The 24,439-nt window shown below is 72.3% G+C and carries 21 protein-coding genes and 2 pseudogenes; 15 read left to right on the top strand and 8 right to left on the bottom strand.

Annotation, left to right across the window (positions count from 1 at the left end):
* Positions 1-5 precede the first annotated feature (5 nt).
* From ACMCNK_RS13655 to ACMCNK_RS13615, 9 genes and pseudogenes are all read left to right on the top strand, one after another.
* Positions 6-1,157: an exonuclease SbcCD subunit D gene (locus tag ACMCNK_RS13655; protein ID WP_412736786.1), complete on the top strand. Its 1,152-nt coding sequence runs from the start codon at positions 6-8 to the stop codon at positions 1,155-1,157.
* Positions 1,154-1,783: pseudogene (locus ACMCNK_RS13650) on the top strand (AAA family ATPase); the annotation flags it as partial. The gene ACMCNK_RS13655 and the pseudogene ACMCNK_RS13650, both read left to right, overlap by 4 nt.
* Before the next feature lie 1,383 nt (positions 1,784-3,166).
* Positions 3,167-3,784: pseudogene (locus tag ACMCNK_RS13645) on the top strand (SbcC/MukB-like Walker B domain-containing protein); the annotation flags it as partial.
* Positions 3,781-4,749, top strand: a complete 969-nt coding sequence (locus ACMCNK_RS13640; protein WP_412736785.1) for a hypothetical protein — start codon at positions 3,781-3,783, stop codon at positions 4,747-4,749. The pseudogene ACMCNK_RS13645 and the gene ACMCNK_RS13640, both read left to right, overlap by 4 nt.
* Before the next feature lie 430 nt (positions 4,750-5,179).
* On the top strand, positions 5,180-5,860 hold the full coding sequence (locus ACMCNK_RS13635; protein WP_412736784.1) for a sigma-70 family RNA polymerase sigma factor: 681 nt from the start codon (positions 5,180-5,182) through the stop codon (positions 5,858-5,860).
* Positions 5,857-6,633: a zf-HC2 domain-containing protein gene (locus tag ACMCNK_RS13630; protein WP_412736783.1), complete on the top strand. Its 777-nt coding sequence runs from the start codon at positions 5,857-5,859 to the stop codon at positions 6,631-6,633. Before ACMCNK_RS13635 ends, ACMCNK_RS13630 begins: the two co-directional genes overlap by 4 nt.
* A gap of 250 nt (positions 6,634-6,883) precedes the next feature.
* A complete protein-coding gene (locus ACMCNK_RS13625; protein ID WP_412736782.1) occupies positions 6,884-7,564 on the top strand; it encodes a hypothetical protein in 681 nt (226 codons plus the stop codon).
* 295 nt (positions 7,565-7,859) lie between these two features.
* A complete protein-coding gene (locus ACMCNK_RS13620) occupies positions 7,860-8,597 on the top strand; it encodes a DUF4142 domain-containing protein (RefSeq protein ID WP_412736781.1) in 738 nt (245 codons plus the stop codon).
* A 94-nt stretch (positions 8,598-8,691) separates the two neighbouring features.
* Positions 8,692-10,212 carry a Pecanex-like protein 1 gene (locus ACMCNK_RS13615; RefSeq protein WP_412736780.1) on the top strand — a complete coding sequence of 507 codons (1,521 nt, stop codon included), beginning with the start codon at positions 8,692-8,694 and terminating at the stop codon, positions 10,210-10,212.
* Positions 10,213-10,556: 344 nt separating this feature from the next.
* Here the strand turns inward: ACMCNK_RS13615 and ACMCNK_RS13610 are convergent, their stop codons facing one another.
* Positions 10,557-11,369, bottom strand: a complete 813-nt coding sequence (locus ACMCNK_RS13610) for a pyrimidine reductase family protein (protein ID WP_412736779.1) — start codon at positions 11,367-11,369, stop codon at positions 10,557-10,559.
* Positions 11,370-11,666: 297 nt separating this feature from the next.
* Here ACMCNK_RS13610 and ACMCNK_RS13605 point away from each other — a divergent pair, with 297 nt between their 5' ends.
* Positions 11,667-12,380, top strand: coding sequence for an amino acid-binding protein (locus ACMCNK_RS13605; protein ID WP_412740838.1), 714 nt, complete (start codon positions 11,667-11,669; stop codon positions 12,378-12,380).
* Between the two features lie 91 nt (positions 12,381-12,471).
* A complete protein-coding gene (locus tag ACMCNK_RS13600) occupies positions 12,472-13,521 on the top strand; it encodes a GNAT family N-acetyltransferase (protein WP_412736778.1) in 1,050 nt (349 codons plus the stop codon).
* A 7-nt stretch (positions 13,522-13,528) separates the two neighbouring features.
* Here ACMCNK_RS13600 and ACMCNK_RS13595 read toward each other — a convergent pair whose 3' ends face one another.
* Together ACMCNK_RS13595 and bioB are read right to left on the bottom strand one after the other, a co-directional pair.
* A complete protein-coding gene (locus tag ACMCNK_RS13595; RefSeq protein WP_412736777.1) occupies positions 13,529-13,726 on the bottom strand; it encodes a hypothetical protein in 198 nt (65 codons plus the stop codon).
* Complete coding sequence (gene bioB, locus ACMCNK_RS13590; protein WP_412736776.1) at positions 13,723-14,718, bottom strand: biotin synthase BioB; 996 nt, start codon at positions 14,716-14,718, stop codon at positions 13,723-13,725. The genes ACMCNK_RS13595 and bioB overlap by 4 nt, the downstream gene beginning before the upstream one ends.
* Before the next feature lie 79 nt (positions 14,719-14,797).
* Between bioB and ACMCNK_RS13585 the strand changes: the two genes are divergently transcribed.
* The 3 genes from ACMCNK_RS13585 to ACMCNK_RS13575 all read left to right on the top strand — a co-directional run bounded on the left by ACMCNK_RS13585 (position 14,798) and on the right by ACMCNK_RS13575 (position 17,645).
* Positions 14,798-15,934, top strand: coding sequence for an 8-amino-7-oxononanoate synthase (locus ACMCNK_RS13585; protein WP_412736775.1), 1,137 nt, complete (start codon positions 14,798-14,800; stop codon positions 15,932-15,934).
* A 167-nt stretch (positions 15,935-16,101) separates the two neighbouring features.
* Entirely contained in the window at positions 16,102-16,851 is a 750-nt protein-coding gene (gene bioD / locus ACMCNK_RS13580) for a dethiobiotin synthase (protein ID WP_412740837.1), read from the top strand.
* Positions 16,852-16,892: 41 nt separating this feature from the next.
* Positions 16,893-17,645: an ROK family protein gene (locus ACMCNK_RS13575; RefSeq protein ID WP_412736774.1), complete on the top strand. Its 753-nt coding sequence runs from the start codon at positions 16,893-16,895 to the stop codon at positions 17,643-17,645.
* A gap of 25 nt (positions 17,646-17,670) precedes the next feature.
* On the opposite strand, the gene ACMCNK_RS13570 is transcribed toward ACMCNK_RS13575, so the two are convergent.
* A complete protein-coding gene (locus ACMCNK_RS13570) occupies positions 17,671-18,315 on the bottom strand; it encodes a class I SAM-dependent methyltransferase (protein WP_412736773.1) in 645 nt (214 codons plus the stop codon).
* A gap of 84 nt (positions 18,316-18,399) precedes the next feature.
* On the opposite strand from ACMCNK_RS13570, the gene ACMCNK_RS13565 reads away from it, so the two are divergent.
* On the top strand, positions 18,400-21,468 hold the full coding sequence (locus tag ACMCNK_RS13565; RefSeq protein WP_412736772.1) for a putative bifunctional diguanylate cyclase/phosphodiesterase: 3,069 nt from the start codon (positions 18,400-18,402) through the stop codon (positions 21,466-21,468).
* A gap of 7 nt (positions 21,469-21,475) precedes the next feature.
* On the opposite strand, the gene ACMCNK_RS13560 is transcribed toward ACMCNK_RS13565, so the two are convergent.
* From ACMCNK_RS13560 to ACMCNK_RS13545, 4 genes are all read right to left on the bottom strand, one after another.
* Complete coding sequence (locus tag ACMCNK_RS13560; protein ID WP_412736771.1) at positions 21,476-22,228, bottom strand: SDR family NAD(P)-dependent oxidoreductase; 753 nt, start codon at positions 22,226-22,228, stop codon at positions 21,476-21,478.
* 104 nt (positions 22,229-22,332) lie between these two features.
* Positions 22,333-22,683: a histone-like nucleoid-structuring protein Lsr2 gene (locus ACMCNK_RS13555; RefSeq protein ID WP_412736770.1), complete on the bottom strand. Its 351-nt coding sequence runs from the start codon at positions 22,681-22,683 to the stop codon at positions 22,333-22,335.
* 502 nt (positions 22,684-23,185) lie between these two features.
* Complete coding sequence (locus ACMCNK_RS13550) at positions 23,186-24,082, bottom strand: hypothetical protein (protein ID WP_412736769.1); 897 nt, start codon at positions 24,080-24,082, stop codon at positions 23,186-23,188.
* A complete protein-coding gene (locus tag ACMCNK_RS13545) occupies positions 24,079-24,432 on the bottom strand; it encodes a PadR family transcriptional regulator (protein WP_412736768.1) in 354 nt (117 codons plus the stop codon). The genes ACMCNK_RS13550 and ACMCNK_RS13545 overlap by 4 nt, the downstream gene beginning before the upstream one ends.
* Positions 24,433-24,439 lie beyond the last annotated feature (7 nt).

Raw genomic sequence — 24,439 nt, 5'->3', positions numbered from 1 at the left:
TCGCGATGCGCATCCTGCACACTTCCGACTGGCACGTCGGAAAGGTCCTCAAGGGCCGGTCCCGGCACGATGAGCACATCAAGGTGCTCGCCCAGGTGGTGGAGATCGCTCGGGCGGAGCAGCCTGACCTCGTGATCGTCGCGGGGGATCTGTACGACACGGCGGCCCCCGCGCCGAAATCCACCCAGGTGGTGATCCGGGCGCTGAGCGCGCTGCGGCGTACCGGGGCGCAGGTCGTGGTGATCGCCGGCAACCACGACAACGGCGCGGCGCTGGACGCGCTGCGGCCGTGGGCCGAGGCGGCCGACATCCTCGTGCGCGGCACGGTCCGCGACGACCCGGCCGAGCTGGTGGTCACCGGCCGGACCGCGGCGGGCGAGCCGTGGCAGCTCGTCACGCTGCCGTTCCTCTCCCAGCGGTACGCGATCCGCGCCGCCGAGATGTATGAGCTGACCGCGGCCGAGGCCACCCAGACGTACGCCGACCACGTCGCCCGGCTGATCGCCCGCCTCAGCCAGGGCTTCGACCAGCCCGGCGTGATCAACCTGCTGACCGCCCACCTCACGATCGTCGGGGCCGCCGCGGGCGGCGGCGAGCGGGAGGCGCACTGCGTCATGGGGTATGCGGTGCCCGCCACGGTCTTCCCGGCCAACGCGCACTACGTGGCGCTGGGCCACCTGCACCGGGCGCAGCAGGTGACCGGCCCCTGCCCGGTGCACTACTGCGGCAGTCCGCTCGCGATCGACTTCGGCGAGGAGGAGAACGTCAGCTCGGTGGCCGTGGTCGACGTGGCCGCCGACCGCGCCGCCCGGGTCCGGCACGTGCCGGTGACCGCAGGCCGCCCGTTGCGTACGGTCCGCGGCACGCTGGAACAGCTCGCCACGATGAACCATCCGGACGCCTGGCTGCGTGTCTACGTCCGGGAGACGCCCCGGGTGGGGCTGCGTGAGGACGTGCAGGAGTTGCTGCCCGACGCTCTGGAGGTGCGCATCGACCCCGAGATGATGCCCGATCAGGCGGGGCAGCGGATGGCCGAGCGCGCCGGCCGTTCGCCGCGGGAGCTGTTCGGCGACTACCTGGACAGCCGCGGCGGCGCCGAGGACGGCGTGCGCGAGCTGTTCGACGAGCTTTACGACGAGGTGAGTCAGAGCGCATGAGACCTCTGCGGCTGGATCTGGCCGGGTTCACGGTGTTCCGCGACGAGACCACGGTCGACTTCACCGACGCGGACTACTTCGCGCTGGTCGGCCCCACCGGCTCGGGCAAGTCCACCGTGCTCGACGGGATCTGCTTCGCCCTGTACGGCGCGGTCCCCCGGTGGGGCGGTAGCCGGGGGATCGGCAACGCCCTCGCCCCGTCGGCCACCGAGGCCCGGGTGCGGCTGGTCTTCGAGTCCGCCGGCGCCCGATATGTCGCCACCCGGGTGGTGCGCCGCGACGCCCGGGGCAACGCCCGGACCGCGGGCGCGGGCCTGCAGCTCATGCCGCCCGGGTTCGACCCCACGCGGCTCGACACCGGGATGAGTCTGGACGACCTCGGCGAGGTGCTGGCGGGCACCCCGGCGGAGATGGACCGCGCGGTGGTCGAGGCGGTCGGCCTGCCGTACGAGCAGTTCACCAGTTGCGTGGTGCTGCCGCAGGGCCAGTTCGCGGACTTCCTGCACGCCAAGCCCGCTACCCGCCAGCAGATCCTGGTCAACCTGCTCGGCCTGCACGTCTACGAGGACGTCCAGGCCCGCGCCTCGGAACGCGCCACCAAGGCCGAGGCGAAGTTGGCAACCGTCGACCAGGTGCTGTCCGGCCTCGCGGACGCGGACGACGCGGCAGTGGACGCCGCGCAGGCCCGGCGTGACGAGATGCGGGAGCTGACCGCGGCGGTCGAGGCCGCGGTGCCGCGCCTGCGCGCCGCCCGCGACGCCGAAGGCGTGGCCGCCGAGGCCCGCGACACCCTGGACGGCGAGTTGAGCGCCCTCGGCGGGGTCCGGACCCCTCCCGCCAGCGCCGCGGCCGCCGAGGCGAGCGCCACGGCCCGCGCCGCGGCCACCGACAGCGCCGCCGCGGTGCGCGCCGCCGAGGAGCATGAGGAGAAGGTCCGCGGCGAGTTGGCCGCGGCCGGCGATCCGGCCTCGCTGGGGTTGCTGCTGGACCGGCATCTGGAGTTCGACCGGCTCACCGAGCAGGCCGAGTGGTTCGCCGGCGAGGTCGGCGTCGCCGAGGTGGAGTACCGCGACGCGGCGGTGGCCGCCGACCTGGCCCGGGCCGCGGCGACCGGGGCCGAGCAACTGCTGGAGCAGGCCCGCACGGAGTACGCCGAGGCGCAGCGCCTGGACCGCGCGGTCGCGTTGCGGGCACACCTGTCCGCGGGCGACGACTGCCCGGTCTGCCTGCGCGAGGTCGACGACGTTCCGCCGGTCCCGGAGGGCTCGGCGGTGCAGGCGGCCGAGGCCACGGGGCGCGCCGCGCGGGCGGCGGCCGAGGTCGCGTCCACCGCGTTCCGCGAGCGCGACGCGGTGGCACGCAAGCTGGAGAGCGGCCTGGAACGCAAACGCGCCCAGCACGAGCACCATCTCGCCCGGCTCGCGGAGGTCCGGGGCGGGCTCGCGGACTCCCCGGGCGCCGACGCGCTGCGCGCCCGGCTGGCCGAGCTGACCCGGCTGCAGCGGCGGCTGGAGGACGCCGGGGCGGCCGTCCGCGCCGCCCGCGAGCAGCAGCGCCGGACCCAGGCGGCGGCCGACGCGGCCGAGGAGCAGCAGCGCGGTGCGTGGCGGGCGTTCGACGCGGCCCGCGACGCGGTGGCCCGGTTCGGTCCGCCGCCCGCGGACCGCGACGACCTGACCGGCGCCTGGGCTGCGCTGGTCGCCTGGGCGCAGGAGCAGCGGGCGCACCGGGAGCAGGCGCGCGGCGAGGCGGATGCGGCGGTCGCCGCGGCACACCGGGCGACTGAGCAGGCGTACGCGGCGGTCATAGCACTGTTCACCGAGGCCGGTGTGCCGGAACCACGCATGGGCGTGCCCGTGCCCCGAGCCGGTGGCCCCGGCACGGGCGCCCCTGGTTCGGGCGGTGCCGGTTCGGGTGGGCCTGGTTCGGGTGGGCCTGGTTCGGGCAGGTCGGACTCGGCCGGGCCCGGTCGCGGCCTGCCCGGTCCCGCCGCGGACTCGGAACTGATCCGGGCTGCGGCGGTCGCGGCCGAGCGGGCCCAGGCCGCGTGGCAGCGACTGGCGGACCGCCGTGAGCAGGCCCGCGGGCTGGCCGAGCAGCGGGCCGCACTGCTGCGCGACAGCCGGGTGGCCAAGGCGCTCGCCGGTCACCTGCGGGCGAACAACTTCGAGCGCTGGCTGCTGGAGGAGGCGCTGGACCTGCTGGTCGACGGCGCCTCCCGGATCCTGCGCGAGCTCACCGGCGGCCAGTACGACCTCGTCCACGACCGCGGCGAGTTCTTCGTCGTCGACCACCACGACGCCGGGCTGCGCCGCGGGGTGCGCACACTGTCGGGCGGCGAGACGTTCCAGGCGTCGCTGGCCCTCGCGCTGGCCCTGTCGGAGCAGCTCGCGGGCATGTCGACCACCGCGGCAAGCCTCGAATCCATCGTGCTGGACGAGGGCTTCGGTACCCTCGACGCGGCGACGCTCGACGTCGTGGCCGCCACTTTGGAGAATCTGGCCGCCCGGGGCGACCGGATGGTCGGCGTCGTCACTCACGTCCACTCGCTCGCCGAGCGGGTGCCGGTGCGGTTCGAGGTGCACAAGGACGCCCGGACGGCGTACGTGGACAGGGTCGGCCTGTGACCCGGATGTTCGTCGACGCGTGGGACCCGGCGTACGGGTCCTCGTTCGAGGGCGGCGGCGGTGACGGTCCGGCTGCGCCCAGCAGCGCCCAGGTCGACACGGATGTGGAGGTACCGGCCGCGCAGTGGGCGCCGATCGACGTCCCCGCCGGGCTGCGCTGCCCGGATGTGGTGCTGCTGGTCGACGGCGTGCGGCGCAACGACGCGGGCCTGTGGACCGCGGAGGACGACGGCCAGTCGTACGCGGGCCTGGCCGCCTCGTACGCCGCCGGGGTGGTCCGCTGCGACCTGCGTCGCGGGGTCGCTGAGCTGGCCGGGGCCCGGGTGGGCCGGGGTCTGTTCACCGCGAGCCCCACCGCCGGTGACGTGGTGGCCGGCTCGATCCGGTACGAAATCCACCGGGTCTCCGGCACGGGCGAGGCGAGTAAGCTGCCCGCCGCCGTGCAGGGCCCGCTGACCGCGCTGGAGATCGAGGTGTCGGCCGCGGCCCGCGACCATCCGTCCGACGGCGCGGACCTGCTCGTGGTCGATGGGCCCCTGCGCAATCGCCGTCAGCTGCCCCGCACGATCGGCTACGTCAAGACGCAGCAGCGGCAGTATCTGCCCGCCGCGCTCACCCCGGTGGTGACCGGGTTGCGGGCGGGGCAGCGCACCCCGGTGTTCCAGCTCGGGACGGTGTGGGGCGGCTGGTCGTGGTATCTGCGTCTGCCCGGCGCCACCGGGGCCCCGTGGGCCGGGGTGGTCCGCGTCGAGTGCTCGCCCGATCTGGCCCCGGAGCAGGCGATTCAGCTTGCGGAGCTGTCCGGGGTGACGTTGCCGCGGTTTGCTTCGGCGGCGTACAAGGATCCGCGGGCGCCGCAGAACCTCGTCCCGATCGCCGGGCTGGAGCGGCGGCTGCGCGGTCTGCTCGGCGATGCCCGGGTGCTGCACCGGGCCCTGACACTGGCCACGGCCCGCGCCCGCTGACCGGCCGCGCCCGCGATGATCGGCCGCGGTGATCGACCGCGCCGCGCGCCTGGGCGGTCGCGCGCCGGCGGCCGGGCTGGCGCCGGGTCGCGGCTGATGGCGGCCACCGGTTGCGTTCGGTGTGTGAGAGGTGCCACGCAGTCGCGCTTTTCTTGCGGTGAGTGTCCCCGTGAGCACGCTCGGAAGGATTTCTCCACGGCCCGGCCGAGCTGAGTATGATTCGCCTGCCCGACTGCACATATCGGTGCAGATGGATGAAAGGTGATCGCTGACCTGCGCGGCCGCCCTGCCCGGAACTCGGAGGAATCTTGAGCTCATCGTGCCCCCGCGGCCACGCCGGACTCCGGGAAAATTTCCCGCCCGCATTGATCCCGGCAGGTGCCCCCGCTCGTACTAAGGGCGACGGGGTAAGCACCGGCAGGAGGAATCGATGCATGCGCTGGTTGTCGACCGGCCCACGACGGACGGGGTGTGCGCGATGACGCAGCAGCGATCCGGTGGCCGGTGGTCGGCTCTCGAGGGAGCCAACGGGGCGGACAAGGATGGTGGCGTGATTCCACGACAGGCGCCTCGGCACGAGGCGGCGTCGACGACCGCGAACCATGAGGACACCCTGGTCCGGATGCTCTACGAGGAGCACGCGGGCCCGTTGCTGATGTTCGTGCTGCGCCTGACCGGTGGAGACCGCCAGCGCGCCGAGGACATCGTCCAGGAGACGCTGCTGCGCGCCTGGCGCAACGCGCACCGCCTCGGCGCCCAGGGGCAGCAGTCCCTGCGGCCGTGGCTGGTCACGGTTGCGCGGCGGATCGCCATCGACGATCACCGCAGCGTGAGCGCCCGCCCACCGGAGACGTACGATCGTGAGCTGGAGAGCTTCCCGAGTACGGCGGACGACACCGACCGGGTGCTCCAGCTGATGACGGTCACCGACGCACTGCGCACGCTCAGCCAGTCGCATCGGGAGATCCTCGTCGAGACGTACTTCCGCGGCCGGACCGTTCCGGAGGCGGCGGAGGTGCTCGGCCTTCCGCTGGGCACCGCCAAATCGCGCGTGTACTACGCGCTGCGGGCCCTGCGTACGGCTCTGCAGCAGCGGGGGGTGACGGAATGATGCAGGACCAGCACTTCGACGTCGCGGCGTACGCGCTGGGTGTGCTCGACGCGCGCGATGCCGCCCGCTTCGAGGATCACCTCATCGACTGCCCGACATGCGCGATCGAACTGGAGTCGTTCCTGCCGGTCGTGGACATCATGTCCGAGATCGACGCGGACGCCCTGGTCGCCACGGAGCAGTCCCGGCGCGACGGCGTCGTGCTCAAGCAGATGATCGGCGAGGTGCGCCATGAACGGCGCCGCGCCAACAGCCGCCGGCTGTACTCCCTGGCCGCCGCGGTCGTGGTTTTCGCGATGCTGTCGATCGGTGCGCTGTTCGCCGGTGCCAACTGGTTCGCGCCCGGGCAGTCGAGGCAGCCGTCGACCACCGCGCAGCGCGGCTCCAGCCAGCTCGATCCGCTGCCGCTGACCGACGGTACGGGCATCGGTGGCCCGGATCTGACCGGTGAGCGGTTCGGCGGCTCGGACACCCGTACCGGGGTGCGGGCGGATGTGGCGCTGGAGAAGAAGGACTGGGGCACCCAGGTTTCCTTCGCGGTCTCCAACATCAAGGGGCCACGGACCTGCCGCCTGGTGGCGGTGCGGACCGACGGCGGCACCGAGGTGCTCACCACGTGGACCGTGCCGGAGAAGGGCTGGGGCACGGCCGCCAACCCGAACCCCCTGATGCTGCAGGCCGTGACGGCCCTGCCGCGCGACGACATCGCCCACCTTCAGGTGCAGTCCGTAGACACCAAGGGTGTTGCGGAGACCCTCGTCCGGGTCCCCTGACACACGCGTACCACCACGTCGACGCCCGGCCGAGCCATTCGGCCGGGCGTTCGGCATCTGTGCCCATCGAATCCATCACCGTGCGCGCGGCCGTGTGCACACGCTGCTAGGCGCGCCGGAGCAGGCAAAAATCCTCGAATTGATTGACCCGATTCTTCAACCGCGCAGCGACGGTGCTCGTACTACAGCCCGGACACGCAGATAGACGATCCAGCTGGAGGACGACGTGGTACCGGAGAAGCGAAAGTTGATGGTCGTCGGCACCGCGATTGCGGCGGCGTTCGCACTCGCCGGTTGCGCGCCCGCCGGCTACAACCCGTCCGACTACGGCGGCGGTGCGCAGCCCGCCTCGAACGACCTGGACCCATCGGCCAGCCCCGACGCTCCGGCCGACGACCAGGTTGCCGACGGCAATGACACCGCCAACAAGGACGACACGGCTCAGAAGGACGCTCCCGACGTCCCCGAGGACAAGCTCACGACGGAGCTGAACGGCACCGCGGTGCCCCGCATGGGCGAGGTCGTCGAGGACCAGGACGGCTTCGTGCTGTACCGCTTCGACGACGACAAGGTCAAGCCCAAGGTCGTGTCCAACTGCAACGGTGACTGCGCCAAGGTGTGGCCGCCCGCTCTCACCGACGGGAAGCCCAAGCTCAAGGGCGTCGACCCGAAGGAGGTCGGCACGGTGACCCGCGCCGACGGCAGCAAGCAGATCACGATCGGCAACTGGCCGGTCTACCGCTACATCGGCGACAAGAAGGCCGGCACCTGGAAGGGCCAGAACGTCGGCGGCAAGTGGTTCGTCGTGAAGCCGGACGGCACCAAGAACCTCACCTGCCTGCCCAAGATCTCCAAGCCGGTCGCGCCGCCCGCCGACGACGAGCAGCAGAGCGACGACTCCGGCGGCGCAGGCTCCGACTACAGCTACTGAGCGTCTTTCCGCGGTCGCTGAATGGGGCCGCTAAAACAATTCAATTGATTGCTTGAACTCGGGGGATCGCCCTTTTGGACGATCTCCCCGAGGGGTGCTGCGAGAATATCGACTTCGTTAAGCATTCCCTTAATTCTTTTGCAAGGCCCGCCTGCGGCATTGCCATTGCGCAAGCGACGCTCCTACGGTTTCCGCACCGGCCGAAAGGCCCCCCGGAACCCCGCCATCGATCATCGTCGGAGGTACGAGAGACATGATTGCCGCCCGCTCCACACGCCGGCTCCAGCGCTGGCTTGTGGGCACTCTCGCAACGGTGCTGGTGGTCCTGCTGGCGCCGGCAGGGATGGCTCGGGCGGCCGGGGATGTCCCCGTGCCGCCGAACACCGGACTCACCGACCGGGGAGTCGGCGCACTCAGCGCCGCCGACCGGGACTTCGTGGTGAAGGTTCGCCTCGCCGGACTCTGGGAGATCCCCGCCGGGAACATGGCCCAGCAGAAGTCCCAGGACCCGCGCATTCAGAACATCGGCAAGAACATCTCGGCGCAGCACGTGCTGCTCGATCAGCTCGACCGGGACGCAGCCAAGAAGCTGGGCATCGCGCTGCCGAACAAGCCGAACGACGACCAGCAGTTCTGGCTCAACGAGATGAAGAACGCCAACGCCACCACGTTCGACCAGATCTACGTCGACCGGTTGCGTGCCGCGCACGGCAAGATCTTCCCGGCCATCGCGACGATCCGCGCCAGCACCCGCAACGACACCGTCCGCAAGCTGGCGCAGCAGGCGAACCAGTTCGTCATGACGCACATGACGCTGCTGGAGAGCAGCGGCATCGTCGACTACGGCGCGCTGCCCACCGCCCCGGCCCCCGCCGCGCCCGCCGGCAAGGGCCCGGTGCCGGTCGATCAGAACATGATCGCTCAGGCCGGCAGCAGCGCCCCTGGCATCAACACCACCGTCATTCTCCTGGTGCTCGCCGTGGCCTTGGTCGCCGGCGTCGTCACCACCATGCGCATCTTCCGAACGCGGTAAACCGCGAGCGGTTCGACCTGGCCAGCCGACCAGGCCGTACGGCATTACCCCGGCTGGCTCCACCGCCCGCCACTTGTCCCAGAAAGGTGTCAGCATGCGAAGGTCGCAGTACCGGCGCGAATCCCCATGGTCGAAGTGGTTCAGCGGACGACGTCGAATCGTCGCCGCGGCGGCCACGCTCGTGGCCTTCGGCGGCATCGTGACCGTCACGCAGATTTCCAACGCGAGCACTAACCGCTCGACGCAGCGGGCCATGTCCGCCTGCAACAACATTCAGGCTCCGCGGGCCGCGAAGTTGTCCACGGAGACCCGGCGGGGCACGTACACCACGAACAAGGGGCGGGTCACCCAGCACGCCGATGACGGCGCCGGTGACGTCCCGACCGTGGAGACGATGCGGGCCCGCTGTCGCCAGTGGGTGATGCAGAACGCCTCCAACCAGCAGAACAATCAGCAGAACAACCAGCAGCAGGGTCAGAACGGCCAGCAGCAGGGTGGTAACAACAACCAGCAGCAGGGTCAGAACGGCCAGCAGCAGGGTGGCAAGAACAACCAGCAGCAGGGTCAGAACGGCCAGCAGCAGGGTGGTAACAACAACCAGCAGCAGGGTCAGAACGGCCAGCAGCAGGGTGGCAAGAACAACCAGCAGCAGGGTCAGAACGGCCAGCAGCAGGGTGGCAAGAACAACCAGCAGCAGGGTCAGAACGGCCAGCAGCAGGGTGGTAACAACAACCAGCAGCAGGGTCAGAACGGCCAGCAGCAGAACGGCAACAACAACAACCAGCAGCAGAACGGCAACAACAACGGCCAGCAGCAGGGTGGCAACAACAACCAGCAGCAGGGCAACAACGGCGGCAACAACAACGGCGGCAACAACAACAACCAGACTCCGCCTCCGGGTGCGGGTCTGGGTGTGCTGACGAACAGCTGCAAGACGAGCCAGCTGCCGCCGCACGACGGTTTCCAGAAGGGTGACCGGTGCGTGTCGACGGAGTTCGGTGAGGTGGGTTCGGCCGCGAACAACCCGTCGCTGTTGATTGTGGACGCGCCGCAGCAGGTCGCGGCCGGTCAGCCGTTCAGCTTGAAGGTGTCGACGCGGAACCTGATCCGGGACCGGTTCCTGGCGGCTGGTCAGGGTGGGTACTACGTGGAGAGCTCGGTGCTGCAGGGTGGCATCGTTCGTGGCCACTTCCACACCGCCTGCCGCATGCTGGACAACACGAACGCGGCCCCCCAGCCCGACCCGGTGCCGGCGTTCTTCGTGGCGACCGAGGACAAGCAGGGTGGCCGTGGCGCCGATGTGGTGACGATCAATGTGCCTGGCCTGCCGCAGCAGGGTACTGCGCAGTGTGCTTCGTGGGCGGGTGACGGTTCGCACCGGATCCCGATGATGGAGCGCGCCAACCAGACCCCCGCGTTCGACGCGGTCCGCATCCAGGTCGCCGGTGGTGGCAACAACGGTGGCAACAACAACGGCGGCAACAACGGCCAGCAGCAGAACAACAACGGCCAGCAGCAGAACAACAACGGCCAGCAGCAGAATGGCCAGCAGCAGAACAACAACAACGGCGGCCAGCAGCAGAACGGCCAGCAGCAGCAGCGTCGCCGTAACTGAGCAGTACAAGCCGGGAGCCCCTTGGCCGAACGGCCGGAACCCGAACCCCGCGGGTGGCGTCATCTCCTGCCGATGACGCCGCCCTGGGGGACCCCCCATCGGAGACCGGCCGGCCGTTCACCCCCCTGACGAACGGCACTCGGCACCCGGACCGGTAATCGGAAACGGCTGACGAAAGGAGGCGCGGGACCGAACCGGATCGGCGAGCAGCTCCGGCCCTGGGCGAACCGGACCGACATCCGATCGCCCCACCGATGGCCCTGACCGGGAGCGCGGTCAGGGCCATCGGCACGCCCAGCGCACGAGATCGATCAGGGACGGCCGCGGGCAACCCGGAATGTCGATCAGGGACGGCTGCGGGCGTACCGGAGAAAGAGCATGTCGTCGGCGGACAGGATGCCGCGCAGCGACATCGCCCGCGGCGGACCCGGCGGTCCGGTCGCGATGCGGCCGGCGGTGCCGCCCACCAGCAGCGGCGACACGGTCAGGCACAGCTCGTCCACGAGATCCGCCGCGGTCAGCGCCCCGAACAGGAGCGGGCCGCCTTCGCAGAGCAGCTGCGTCGCCCCGCGCCGGTGCAGCGCGGCGACACCGGCCGCGAGATCCACCTCGCGCTCACCGACGGTCACCACCTCCGCCACCTGCTCCAGGACGGCCCGCCGGTCCGCGGGCGCGGCGCCGCAGGTCAGGACGATCGGCCGGATCGGTGCGTCGGAGAAGATCTCCTGGGCCGGGTCGAGGTCGAGCGTGCGGGAGACGACGACCATCAGCGGGAACTCCGGCAGCCCGTGCGCGCGCCGCCAGTCCCGCCGGGGCGCACTGAGGCGTAACGCGTTGTAGTTCTCGATGCGTACCGTGCCGGCGGCCACCACCAGCGCGTCGCACACCATCCGCAGCGTCCCGAAGACCAGCTTGTCCGCGGGGCTGGACAGTCCCGCGGAGAAGCCCTCGACGGCCACCGCGCCGTCCAGGCTGGCGACGAAATTCACCCGCAGTGTCGGCTCGGGGTTGCGCGGGTACCGCTCGGTCAGCGCGGCCACGTCCACGGGCGCCGGCTCGGGGCCCGGCCAGGCCCGCACGGCGGGACCGCTCACGGAGCGGCCGGCCCGGTCACCGGCGGCACGGGCACCACGGGCCGGTGCTGGCAGTCGCACCACGACCCGCCCCGGCAGTGCTCGTGGCGTTGCTCGCGGCAGGCGCGGCAGATCATGCCCACGACTCTATGCGTACGGATCGCAGCCCGTCACCGGTGTGCCGGGTGGGCTTCGCGCGTTCTGCTGGACCGTCATGTGGTCCGTCGTGCGCCCGCCGGAACATGTCTAGGCTCGTCCTGGGGATTTCACCGGTCTTGACGATCGGGCAACGATCGTGCAACCGGCGTGAAACGCCGGATCGGCAGTCTGGTCGCCACGGGACGGCTGTGCCGCGCCGTCGGCCAGACGGGAGGGAGCTTCATGTTGCTGCGGGTACGGGTCACGCTGCCGGACCGCCCCGGCGCCCTCGGTCAGGTGGCGCGGACGCTCGGCGTCGCCGGGGCCGACATCGTGCAGGTCGTGGTGCTCGAACGTCTCGGTGGCCGCGCGGTCGACGACTTCACGGTCGTCTGGCCCGGCGCCTCCCGGGTGGAACGCCTGCTCGCGGGCCTCGCCGCCATCCCCGGGGTGCAGGTTGACGGTGTCTGGCGGGCGATCGGCGCGCCGGTCTCCGGGGGGCACGACGCCGAGCTGCTGGCCCAGGTGGCCGCGAACCCGGCCGACGGCCTGGCCACGCTCGTCGACGCGGTGCCCGGACTGCTCGCCGCCGACTGGGCCGCGGCGGCCGTGGTCCCGACCGACTGGGCCGCCCGTTCAGGCGGGGAGCCGACCGTGGCGTATGCGAGCTGGCGCGCCCCGGCCCCGTTGCATCTGCCCGAGGTGACCCCGCTGCGGGCCCGCCCGCTCACCGGCCCGGACGGCACCCGGTACGCGGTGGCCCCGTTCGGCCGGGCCGGCCTGGTGCTCGTGGTCGCGCGGACGGACGACGAGGAGCTGCCGACCCCCGCATTCCACGTGATCGAGGTCGACCGGGTGGCTCAGCTCGTCCGCGCTGCCGCGGTCATCCTGGGCGATCACCTGGAGCGCACCCCCGAAACGGCTCCGATCGCCCACGCTGTGATTGACCCCTCATAGTTTTCGCAGTTCAGGCAATATCGGGGTAACACCGGCACGAGACGCTTGAGCTTGGGTACAAGGCGACTCGATCCGGAAGGAAGTGCTCCGAATGGCGTTGTGGCGGATCCGGGCAACGGTTGACGACCGCCCTGGCTACCTGTCCGTGCTGACTGCCAGTCTCGCGCTGCGGTCGGTGAACATCCTTGCCGTACATGTGCACACCACCGAAGCCGGCGCCGTCGACGACTTCCTCGTCGACGCCCCGGACACGATGTCGGAATCGGACATGATCGCCGCGGTCGAGCGCGGCCGCGGCCGGGACGTGTTCGTGGCGCGGGCCGAGGCCCAGGGGCTGGCCGACCAGCCCACCCGGGCCCTGGCGCTGGCCGGGCGGCTCGTGCACGACCCGGACCTGCTCGGCGAAGCCCTCGTCACGCTGCTGGACGCGGACGGTGTGCGCTGGCACCCCGAGCCCGTCGCCGGGCCGGGCTTCGACGGCCGCCGGATGACCCTGCTCGACCCGGTCGGCGGGGCGTACGAGCTGCTGCGGCGGGCACCGGAGTTCACCCCCGCGGAGTATGCGCGCGCCCAAGCCCTCGTCGAGGTTTCCGCGGCGGCGCTGCGCCAGCACGCCGAACACGCCACGTTGCTGCTGCCCGACGGGTCGGAGCTGCTGGTACGCCCGGCCGGGCCCGACGACGCGGACGGGGTGCTCGGCCTGCACCGGCGGGCATCCGTGGCCTCCCTGCAGCGGCGCTACCTGGGCAGCGCGCCCGCCGAGCCGCGGCTGCGGCGCCTGCTCGAACCGGCCGGTGGGGTCACGGTGCTCGCCGTCGACCTGCACACCGACAGGGTCGTGGCCATGGCCAGCCTCCTCGCCGAGGGCGAGCTCGGGGAGGTGGCGCTGCTGGTGGAGGACGGCTGGCAGCGGCGCGGCGTCGGCACGGCCCTGTTGCGCCGCCTGCTCGCGTACGCGGAGCGGGTCGGGTTCGCCGCGGTCGTGGCGCATACCAGCGCGGACAACGCGGGGATGCTGCGTACGCTGCGCCGTCTCGGCGCGGGCCGCACCGATCGCGACGGGCCCATGACCAGCGTGACCCTGCCGGTCGCGCGGGCTCTACGCGCCACCGGCCCGGCCGCGCCCGCCACCCGGAGGTAGCCGGGCGTCAGGAGTGCCGGTCGCCGTGTTCCACGCAGGTGGCCGTCCACCCGGCCGGGAGGATCTGCACCTTCATCCGGCGCCGGCACTGCGGGCAGAACCGTGGCGGCTCCAGCTCGCGGGCGCGGTGGCACGCGGCGTGGTCGCCGGTGGCGGCGGCCTCGCCGCACCGGTCGCACCAAGCGGTGGTCACCGCGCCGGTCACAGCGTCGCGGACAGGGCCTTGACCGGCATCTTCAGGTCCTGCAGCAAGGCCAGGTCCTCGGTGGCCGGGCGCCCCAGTGTGGTCAGGTAGTTGCCGACGATCACCGCGTTGATGCCGCCCAGCAGGCCCTCCCGGGTGCCCAGGTCGCCGAGCGTGATCTCGCGGCCGCCCGCGTACCGCAGGATGGTCCGCGGCATCGCGAGCCGGAACGCGGCGATTGCGCGCAGCGCGTCCTTGCCCTCGACCACCGGCCGGTCACCCAGCGGAGTGCCGGGGCGGGGGTTGAGGAAGTTCAGCGGGACCTCGTGCGGGTCCAGCTCGGCCAACTGCCCCGCGAACTCGGCGCGCTGCTCGACCGTCTCGCCCAGCCCGAGAATGCCGCCGCAACACACCTCCATGCCGGAGTCACGCACCATCCGCAGCGTGTCCCAGCGCTCCTCCCACGTGTGCGTGGTGACCACGTTCGGGAAGTACGACTTGCACGTCTCCAGGTTGTGGTTGTACCGGTGCACGCCCATCTCGACCAGGTCGTCGACCTGGTCCTGGGTGAGCATGCCCACACTCGCCGCGACCTGGATGTCCACCTCGGCCTTGATGGCCGCGACACCCTCGCGGAGCTGCGTCATGAGCCGCTGGTCCGGCCCGCGCACCGCGGCCACGATGCAGAACTCCGTGGCACCGGTCGCGGCTGTCTGCTTCGCGGCCTCCACCAGCGCCGGGATGTCCAGCCACACCGCGCGCACCGGGGAGGTGAACAGGCCGGACTGGGAGCAGAAGTGGCAGTCCTCCGGGCAGCCGCCGGTCTTCAGCGAGACGATGCCCTCGACCTCGACCTCGGGCCCGCACCAGCGCATCCGCACCTCGTGCGCGAGCTGGAGCAGAGCGGGAACGTCCTCGTCGGGCAGGTGCAGCACCTCCAGCACATCGGCGGAGTTCAACCCGACACCGTCTGCAAGCACCTGGGCGCGCGCCCGGTCGAGGATCTCTGGCATGCCCGTACCCTACAAGGCCGTCGGCCCCTGATAGTTTCGCCGTCGTCGGTGGTGTGCCCGACGGATTGTGGGGTTTGGGTTGACGGCCTGGTTGACCGAGTTGGAGCGCCTGGCCCACACCAGGGCCAAGGCCGGGCTCACCCGCGAGTTGCGGCCCCGGGCGGCCGACGACGTCGTCGTCGACCTGGCCGGAAACGACTACCTGGGCCTGGCGCGACACCCCGAGGTCGTCGCGGCGGCGATCGCGGCGCTGTCCGCGTACGGGCTGGGCGCCACCGGGTCGAGGCTGGTCCGCGGCTCCACCCGGGCACACGCCGGGCTGGAGGACGACCTGGCCGCCTGGCTGGGAGCGGAGCAGGCCCTCATCTACTCCTCGGGTTACCTGGCCAACCTGGGCGCGGTCCGGTCCGTCGCCGGCAAGGGGACGGTGTTGGTGTCCGACGCGTACAACCATGCGTCGCTGATCGACGGCTGCAAGTCGTCCGGCGCCGAGACCGTGGTGGCGCCGCACGGCGATCCGGCCGCGGTCGCGGCCATTCTCGACGCTGCGCCCGAGCGTCCCGCCGTCGTGGTCACCGAATCGGTGTTCTCTGTGGACGGTGACCTGGCCCCGCTCGCGGCGCTGCACGAGGTGACCTCGGCGCGGGGAGCGCTGCTGCTGGTGGACGACGCGCACGCGCTCGGGGTGCTCGGGCCCCAGGGCGCGGGCGGGGTCGTCGCGGCCGGTCTGGCCGGCGCCCCGGACGTCGTGGTCACCGCCACGCTGTCCAAGTCGCTCGGCAGCGCGGGCGGGCTGATCGCGGGACCGCGGCAGCTCGTGCGCCACCTCGTCGACACCGGCCGCACGTTCATCTACGACACCGCGCTGCCCCCGGCCGTCGCGGCCGGGGCGCACGCCGCCCTGGGGATCGCCCGGAAGGCGGACGACCTGCGGGCTCTGCTGGCGGCCCGCGCCGAGCAGACCGTACGGCGGCTCGGCGCGGCCGGGTTCGCCGTGCGCCGGCCGGCCGGGGCGGTGCTGTCCGTGGTCGCGCCGGGCCCGGAGGCGGCGCTCGGGTGGGCCGAGGACTGCCGGGACCGGGGCGTGGCCGTGGGTTGTTTCCGGCCGCCGTCCACTCCGGACGGTTCCTCCCGGCTGCGGCTGACGCTGAACGCCGGGGTGTCCGAGGTGGACTTCACCCGCGCACTGGACGTGATCGTGGAGTGCGCCCCGTGATCGTCGCGCCGGACGCCCCGGACCTGCCGCCGTCCGATGCTCCCGGGCCACCGCCGTCCGATGCTTCCGTGCCGTCGCCGTCGGACGCTCCAGCGCCGCCGCCGTCCCACGCTTCCGGGCCGCCGTCGGCCGCCGAGGCGGTGCCCGCGGCACGGCCCGCCGAGGCGGTGCCCGCGGCACGGCCCGCCGAGGCGGGGGAGTGGCGCGGCATCGTGCTGGTCACCGGGACGGACACCGACGTCGGCAAGACCGTCGTCACGTCCGCGGTCGCCGCCGCCGCCCAGGCCGCCGGCCTGCGGGTGGCCGTCGTCAAACCCGGCCAGACCGGTACGGTCACCGGCGCGCCCACCGACATCGACGTGGTCAACCGGCTGGCCGCCCCGCACACCGCGCGGACCCTGGCGGAGTATCCGGAGCCGCTGGCACCGCTGGCCGCGGCCCGCGTGGCGTCGGCGGCCCCGCTGGAGCTGTACGAGGTCGTCGACGCGGTCCGGGCTGAGGCGAAGCAGCACGACCTGGTCCTCGTCGAGGGCGCCGGCGGGCTGCTCGTGCCGATGGGGGTACGCCCGTCCGGGGCCCCCTGGACCGTGGCGGACCTGGCCGTCGCGCTCGGGGCCGCCACGATCGTGGTGGCCCGCGCGGGCCTCGGCACGCTGAACCACACCGCGCTGACCCTGGAGGCGCTGGAGCGCCGCGGCATCCCCGCGGCCGTGGTGCTGGGCGCCTGGCCCGCCGAGCCCGAGCTGGTGCACTGGGCGAACCTGGGAGAGCTGATCCCCCACCTGGTGGGCGCGCTGCCCGACGGGGCGGGCGCGATGGACCCCGGGGTGTTCCGCCGTTCCGCGCCGGGCTGGCTCACTCCGGCCCTGTACGGCGTGCTCGACGACTGGCGGGTCTGGGCCGACGACGTCCGGTGACGCACGCGCGGGGCGATGAGCGTTGCGGCACACTCCTAGGGGTGGCCTTCACGTTGACGATCGACTGCGGCGGTGGCGGCATCAAGGGTTCCGTGCTGGACGAGGCGGGCACGATGCGCGCTCACCCGGTGCGGGTGCCCACGCCGTACCCGTTGCCGCCGGACGTGTTCGTCAAGACGCTGGTCGGCCTCGGCGGTGGCCTGCCCACGGCCGACCGGGTGACCGTCGGCATGCCCGGCATGCTGCGCCACGGCGTGGTGGTGGCGACGCCGCACTACGTGACGCGCAGCGGCCCCCGTACGAAGGTCGACCCGGAACTGGCCGACGCGTGGCACGGCTTCGATGCGCGTACCGCGCTGGCCGAGGCGTTCGGGCTGCCGACGCTCGTCCTCAACGACGCGGAGGTGCACGGCGCCGGGGTCGTCGCGGGCACCGGCTGCGAACTGGTCCTGACGTTGGGCACCGGCCTGGGGTGCGCGTTGTTCGACGGCGGGAAGCTGGCCCCGCACCTGGAGATGTCGCAGGCGCCGGTGCGGTGGGGGATGAGCTACGACACGTACATCGGCGAGCACGAGCGGCGCCGGCTCGGGGACGCGCTCTGGTCTCGCCGGGTCCGCAACGTCGTCGAGGGGTTGCGGCCGGTGTTCCGGTGGGACCGCCTCTACCTGGGCGGGGGCAATTCGCGGCTGATCACCGCGACGCAGCTCGCGCGGATGGGCGACGACGTGGTGGTGGTGCCGAACACCGCCGGCATCCTCGGCGGGGTCCGCGCCTGGACCCTCGGCACCCGCTGAGGCCGCCGCTTGAGGCCGCTGAGGCTCAGCGCAGCTGCCAGACCGTGGTGTGACGGACGGTGACGCTCTCCAGGGCCTCCGGCACGGGTACGTCGTACGTGGCGCACCGGGTCAGCGCGTCGGCCGGCAGGTACGCCCGGCCCGGGTCGCCGACGAGCACCAGCGCCCCCCGCGCCGCGGCCCGCCGCAGGAACGGCAGAAAGCGCGCCGACATCTCCCGGCTGTAGAACACGTCCCCGGCCAGGATCACCTGCGCCTGGGCGGGCCCGTCGCGGGTGTCCAGCAGATCGCCCCCGACCGGGTCGACCACGACCCCGTTGGCGGCCGCGTTGATCGCCGCGGCGGACACCGCGAGCGGGTCGATGTCGTTCGCGGTCACCGGCCGTGCCCCGGCGCGGGCCGCTGCGATGGCCACCAGCCCGGAGCCGCAGGCCAGGTCGAGCACGGACCGGCCGTCGACCAGCTCCGGCCGGTCCAGGACGTGCCGGGCCAGCGCCTGACCGCCCGCCCACGCGAACGCCCAGAACGGCGGCGGCTGCTCGGTGCCGCCCTCCTCGGTGTGCTCCCACAGCGCGATCGGCTCGTCGGCCTGGTGCAGCAGCAGCTCGGGCACGAGCGGCACGGGCGCCAGGCGGGTGTGGGTACGGACGAAGTCGGGGGGTGACGGCACGCCACGATTGTCCCCCTTTCCTCAGCTGAACGACCGGGGGGCCGATCATTTGACAGCGTTCCCGTAGCCGACAGGAGGAGGAGCATGCCGACGCGCTTGGCGGCCACCCTCTTCGGCGTATCGATGGCGGTCCTGGGCGTTGCGTTCTGGGTGGAGCCGGCCTGGCACGACCCGATCCGGCTGGCGGCCGGACTGGCCACGGTCGCCGCGGTGACGTTCGGGGTGCGGCGGGGCCGCCCGGCCCGGACCGTTCCGTGGCATCTGCTCAGCGCCGTGGTGCTCCTGTCGGCGGTCGGCAAGACCGTGTTCGACGTGCCCGACGCCGTGCAGACCGTGCCGTATCTGGCGCCGGTCGTCACCTGGTCCCTGCTCGCGGTGTACCCGACGCTGGCGGGTGCGCTGTTGATGTTCGTGCACTACCGCAGCGACGGCAGCCGGGACCGCGGCGGCCTGATCGACGCGCTGACCGTGACCGCGGGCGCCGCACTGCTGTCGTGGACGCTCGTGCTCAGCCCGCTGCTGCGCGACGCCGACCTGACCTCGATGGCCGACCTGCTGGCGATCGGCTTCCCGGTCGGCGACCTGCTGCTGCTGGCTGCGTTGACCCGGCTGTGGACCGTGTCGAACCGCCGGGTCCCGTCCGGGTTCCTGCTGGTTTTCGGCGCTCTGACGATGCTGCTGGTCGACATGGCGCACAGCGTGCCGGGGATGGAGCACCAGCTGGCCGCGCTGACCGCGTTCGGGCGGCTGCCGTTGTACGCGGCGATCGGCCTGGCCGCGCTGCACGGCTCGATGCACGCCCTGACCCAGCCGGCCGCGACACCGCCCGCGGACCTGGACCGGAAGCGGCTCCTGCTGCTCGGCATCGCGGCTCTGGTGGGGCCGGCGGTGCTGTTGGTGCAGGTCGGGCTGAAGGGCCGTCCGCTGGACCTGTCCGTGGTGGCGGTGCTGTGCGGGCTGACGTTCATGCTGGTGCTGGCGCGTACGGCGGGGATCATGGGCAGCCAGCGCCTGGCCACGTCACGGGAACGGGGGCTGCGGGAGGCGTCCGCCGTCCTGGTGTCGGCGAGCGACGCCGACGAGGTCGCCGAGGCGGCCCGCCGGGCGGTCGCGCAGCTGCTGCCGGACGTGCCGCACCGGGTGGTGCTGGCGATGGCGGTGGCCCAGCCGGAGGAGCCGCTGAGCGCCGACGCCGCCGCGCAGGCCGCGCAGGACCGGGCCGCCGGCACGTCGGCGCGGCTGGTGCCGACCCGGGAGGTGGACTGGGCGGTCGCGGTACGCCTCAACCAGTACAACATGGTGCTGCGCTGCCCGCTGGTGCTGCAGGACCGCCCGACCGGCGACCCGCTGGTGGGGGTGCTGCACGTGGGTGCCCCGGTGGGGGCGCTGATCGGGTTGCAGCGTTCCCTGGAGGTCCTGGCCACGCAGGTGGCGCTCGCGATGGAGCGGATCGCGCTGGGCGAGGAGGTCATCCGGCGCAACAGCGAGACGTACTTCCGGACCCTGGTGCAGAACACGTCGGACGTCATCGTGATCGTCGACGAGGAGGACCGGGTCCGCTACGCCAGCCCGTCCGCCCAGCCGGTGCTCGGCGGGGATCCGGTGGGGGTGCGGCTGCCGGACATCATCCACCCGGCGGACCGGGCCCGGCTGCATGACGTGCTGGTCGCGGTGCGCTTCGGGCGCGGCCCCGAGCAGGGGCTGGACTTCCGGGCGCTGGGGCGCAACGACAACGAATTGATGCTGGAGATGCATCTGCGCGATCTGCGCGCGGATCAGACCGTGACCGGCCTGGTGATCACGCTGCGCGATGTCACCGAACGGCGCCGCCTGGAGCGCGACCTCATCCATCAGGCTTTCCACGACTCGCTCACCGGGCTGGCGAACCGGGTCCTGTTCGCCGACCGGCTGCAGCATGCGCTGGCCCGCGGCGCCCGGGACGGCACGCTGGTCGGTGTCCTGTTCATCGACCTGGACGACTTCAAGATCGTCAACGACACGCTCGGCCACGCGGTCGGCGACCAGCTGCTGATCGCGGTGGCGCAGCGGATCAGCGGGGCGTTGCGCGCCGAGGACACCGCGGCCCGCCTCGGCGGTGACGAGTTCGCCGCGCTCATCGAGAACGTCCAGGACCCGGCCGCCGTCGAGGAGGCCGCCGAGCGGATCCTCGCCGCGCTGGCCCGGCCCATCGACGTCGACGGCGAGGCGTTGCAGGCCGTGGCCAGCATCGGCATCACCACGACCCCCGAGGCGGACAACGCCGACGAGCTGCTGCGCCAGGCCGACCTCGCCCTGTACGTGGCGAAGGGCGCCGGGAAGAACCAGTGGCGGCGCTACCAGGCCCACCTGCACGGGGCGATGGTGGAACGCCTGGAGCTGCGCTCTGCGCTGGACCACGCGGTCAACGAGGGATCGTTCCTGCTGCAGTACCAGCCGATCGTGGATCTGGCCTCGGACGAGGCGGTCGGGTTCGAGGCGCTGGTGCGCTGGCACCATCCTTCGCGCGGCATCATCGCCCCGGACCAGTTCATCGAGGTTGCCGAGGAGAGCGGCCTGATCATCCCCATGGGACGGTGGGTGCTCGATCAGGCGCTGCACACGGTCGCCCAGTGGCGGCGGGTGCTGCCGCGGACCCGCCAGCCGTACGTGAGTGTCAACGTCTCGGTGCGGCAGTTCCGCGAGAAGGGTTTCGTGGATCAGGTGCGGGCGTCGCTGCAGTACGCGGGGGTGCCCCCGCAGGCGCTCATGCTGGAGATCACCGAGACGCTGCTGATGCGCGACGACGAGGAGATCTGGGCCGACCTGGCGGTGCTGCAGGACCTCGGCGTCCGCATCGCCATCGACGACTTCGGTACGGGCTACTCGTCGCTGGGCTACCTGCGGCAGCGGCCGATCGACGTACTGAAGATCGACAAGACGTTCATCGACGACATGGTGGGCAGCGAACAGCAGCTCGCGCTGGTCTCGGGCATCGTCAGCCTGGCGCAGTCGCTGAACCTGATCGTGGTCGCCGAGGGCATCGAGGACGCCAACCACCGCGACATCCTGCAGCGGCTGGGCTGCCCGCTGGGCCAGGGCTACTACTACTCCAGCCCGGTCGGCCCCACCGAGGCGCTGACCTGGCTCACCGCCTCCCGCGCCATCGCCGCGTAGCCGGGGCTCAGTCGGGTGCCGGGGCAGATTCCTTCGGAGCCACCCGTCCGGCGAGGGCCCGGTCGGCCACCGCGGGCAGCGCGTTCGCCAGCAGGATGGCCGCGCGGTACTTGGCGGGCACGACGATGCGGCGGCGGGGACGGCGTACGGCCCGGGCGACCGCGTCCGCAACCACCTCGGGGCCGGGAAGGCCCCGGCGGCCGGCGTTGAGCGGCGTGGCGATGTAGCCCGGCTCGACCAGCGTCACGCCGATGCCCGTGCCGGCCACCTCGCGGCGCACGGAGTCGGTCAGGCCGCGTAGCGCGAACTTGGTCGCCGAGTACGTGCCGCTGAGCCCGATCTCACCCGCAACCGAGCCGATGTTGACGATCGCGCCGCCGCCCTGGGCCCGCATGCGCGGCACGACCGCGCGCATCAGCCGCAGCGGGGCGAGAAGGTTGATCTCGACCATGGCGGTGACGGCCGGATCGTCGGTCAGGATCGAGGCCGCGCCGCCCACTCCGGCGTTGTTGACCACGGCGTCGATCCGGCCGGTGATCGCGGCGGCCTGCTCGGCCAGCGCCTCGAGGGCGGCCGGGTCCCGCACGTCGGTGGGCACGATGACCGCGGCGCCGCCCGCGGCCTCCACCAGCGACGCCGTCTCGGACAGCTCGGCCGGCCGGCGGGCGGCGAGCACGACGGTCCAGCCGTCCTTTCCGAATCGGACCGCGGTGGCGCGGCCGATGCCGCTCGACGCGCCCGTGACGATGACGACCGGCATGCCGTTCCCCTTTCACGAATGACGGCGCCGCCGTCCGGTGGATGCGCGCGAGCACATCCGGGAACCGAAGCGGCGGCGCCGTATTCCGCCGTGTGGCACCGAATCTATCGGCGGTTGCGGTACGCCTCCACGACACTGCCCGGGATGCGCCCACGGTCGGAGACCTCGTACCCGTTGTTGGCGGCCCACTCGCGGATCGCCTGATTCTGGTCGCGGCTCGCCCGGCCGGTGGCACCGGGGACACCGCGCCGCGCGGCCGCCCGGCTCTCGTTGCCGCTGCGGCCCACCCGGGTGGCGGCACTCAGGTACGGGTCGAGCGCCTTACGCAGCTTCCCCGCGTTCTTTTCCGACAGGTCGATGGTGTAGTTGACACCGTCCAGCCCGAATTCGACCGTCCGGTCCGCTTCGCCGCCGTCGAGATCGTCCGTGAGAAGGGTGATTACCTGCTTGGCCATGATGTGGTCGCTCCCGAACCGGTGTCATTGGGTAACCGCTATCCGCACCGGAGCAGCGTCGTCGAAACCTGGCACGCCGGGTTAGGAAACCCCGGGTGGCGCCGGGAAATCCTGGATCGTGCCGGGACCGCGAACCGCATGCCCCGAATTCGTGTTCGAGCCATTCTGGCCGCCGGTCGGCGACAATGCAAATTGTCGCTTCCGCATGTCTGGTTCTTTACTCGTCCACCACCGTGGCCGGATCGCAGTCCGGTCCGGTGTCACGCCGTGCGGTGCGGAACATCGCCGCACTCCACGGTGGACGCGCAACGCGGTTGCCGTCGATCGTGGTTCGACACAAGTCGTTCACCACGGCCAAACATCCCGGGTGTATTTCTGAATGACACTCCCGTGCACTCACCCGGCGCGTCTGATGACGTCAGCCAATGCATTTCCCCGTGGTCGCCGACGTGGCCGGGCTTGCGGCCCGGCCACCGGACGGTGGCCGGGCCCGCAGTTCACCTCAGAGCCGGGCGTGGCGGCGGCCGACCGCGGCGGACGAGGCCAGCAGAATGGCCGGTCCGACAGCGGAAACGCTCACGGACGTCACCGCGCTGACCGGGTCACGAACCAGGCCGGACTCGACGACGAACGCCAGCTCGATCAGGAAGCCGTTCACCACCAGCAGGCCCATCGCCATCGCCACCCGTTCGTCCACGGCCAGCCAGAACAGGCTCGCCACGCACACCCCGTAGAACAGCCCCGCCGCCAGCATCCCGTAGTGGTCGGGGGACGCCAGTGGGAACAACTGATCCGCCAGGACCAGCAGCAACGGCACCAGCGGGGCGTACCGCAGCAGTCCCGAGGGCGGGCTCGGGCGGCGCCGGTGCACGACCAGCAGCAGCACGATCGCGAGCGGGTACTGCCAGAAGACGCCGAGGGTCACCCCGTGCAACGACCAGGCCACCGCGGTCGTCGCCAGGAACGCCGCCGTGGCGGCGGCGGCCGCGCTCAGGTTGCGGCCGCGCAGGGCGGCGATCGTGGCGTACAGGCCGAGCACGGCCGCGGCCAGGTTCGGCGCGTCGAACTCCATGATGGACCCGAGCCCGGGGCCGCCGTGAACGACGTTGTCGACGGTGTTCGCCGCGGTGAACGCGCTGGGGTAGACCAGCATCATCAGTGCGGCGGCCCGGGCGGCGGCCGCCCAGCTCTCCCGGACGTCCCGGCGGCGTCCGCGGGCGGCGTGTGCCCGGAGGGCACCCAGGATCAGCGCGCCGACCTCACGGGGCGCGGGGCGTGCCCGGCCGTCCTCGACCGAGGCCATCAGCGTGTCCAGCACCTCGGCGCCGCGGGCGCGCCGGTATTCGGCCGGGTAGAGCCGCAGCAGCGACGCGTACCGGCGCTCGACCGCCGCGCTCATGCCAGGCCCGCCGCGGGCCGGGCTGCCATCCGGGCGGCACGGCCGATGACCGCCTGCGCGGCCTCGGCGAGCAGCCTCGCCTCGGCCTGCAGTGCGGCGCGCCCGTCGGGCGTCAGGGCGTAGTAGCGCCGGGCCCGGCCGTTCACGACCTCCTCCTGGACGACGTGTACGTGGCCCTCGCCGACCAGCCGGTCCAGCGCGGTGTACAGGGTGCCCGTGGCGAGCCTGATCCGGCCCTGGGACAGGGTTTCGGCCTGCTTGATGATGGCGTAGCCGTGCCGCGGTTCGTCCTGGAGCGCGGCCAGGATGAAGTACGTCGGTTCGCGCATGCGCGGGAGTCGATCGCTCATGGGCCCG

Origin of the sequence: Krasilnikovia sp. MM14-A1259, assembly GCF_047159535.1 — a bacterium.
Taxonomy (GTDB): domain Bacteria; phylum Actinomycetota; class Actinomycetes; order Mycobacteriales; family Micromonosporaceae; genus Actinoplanes.
Note: the sequence above shows the minus strand (reverse complement) of the source record. Positions and strands in the feature narration are given on the sequence as shown.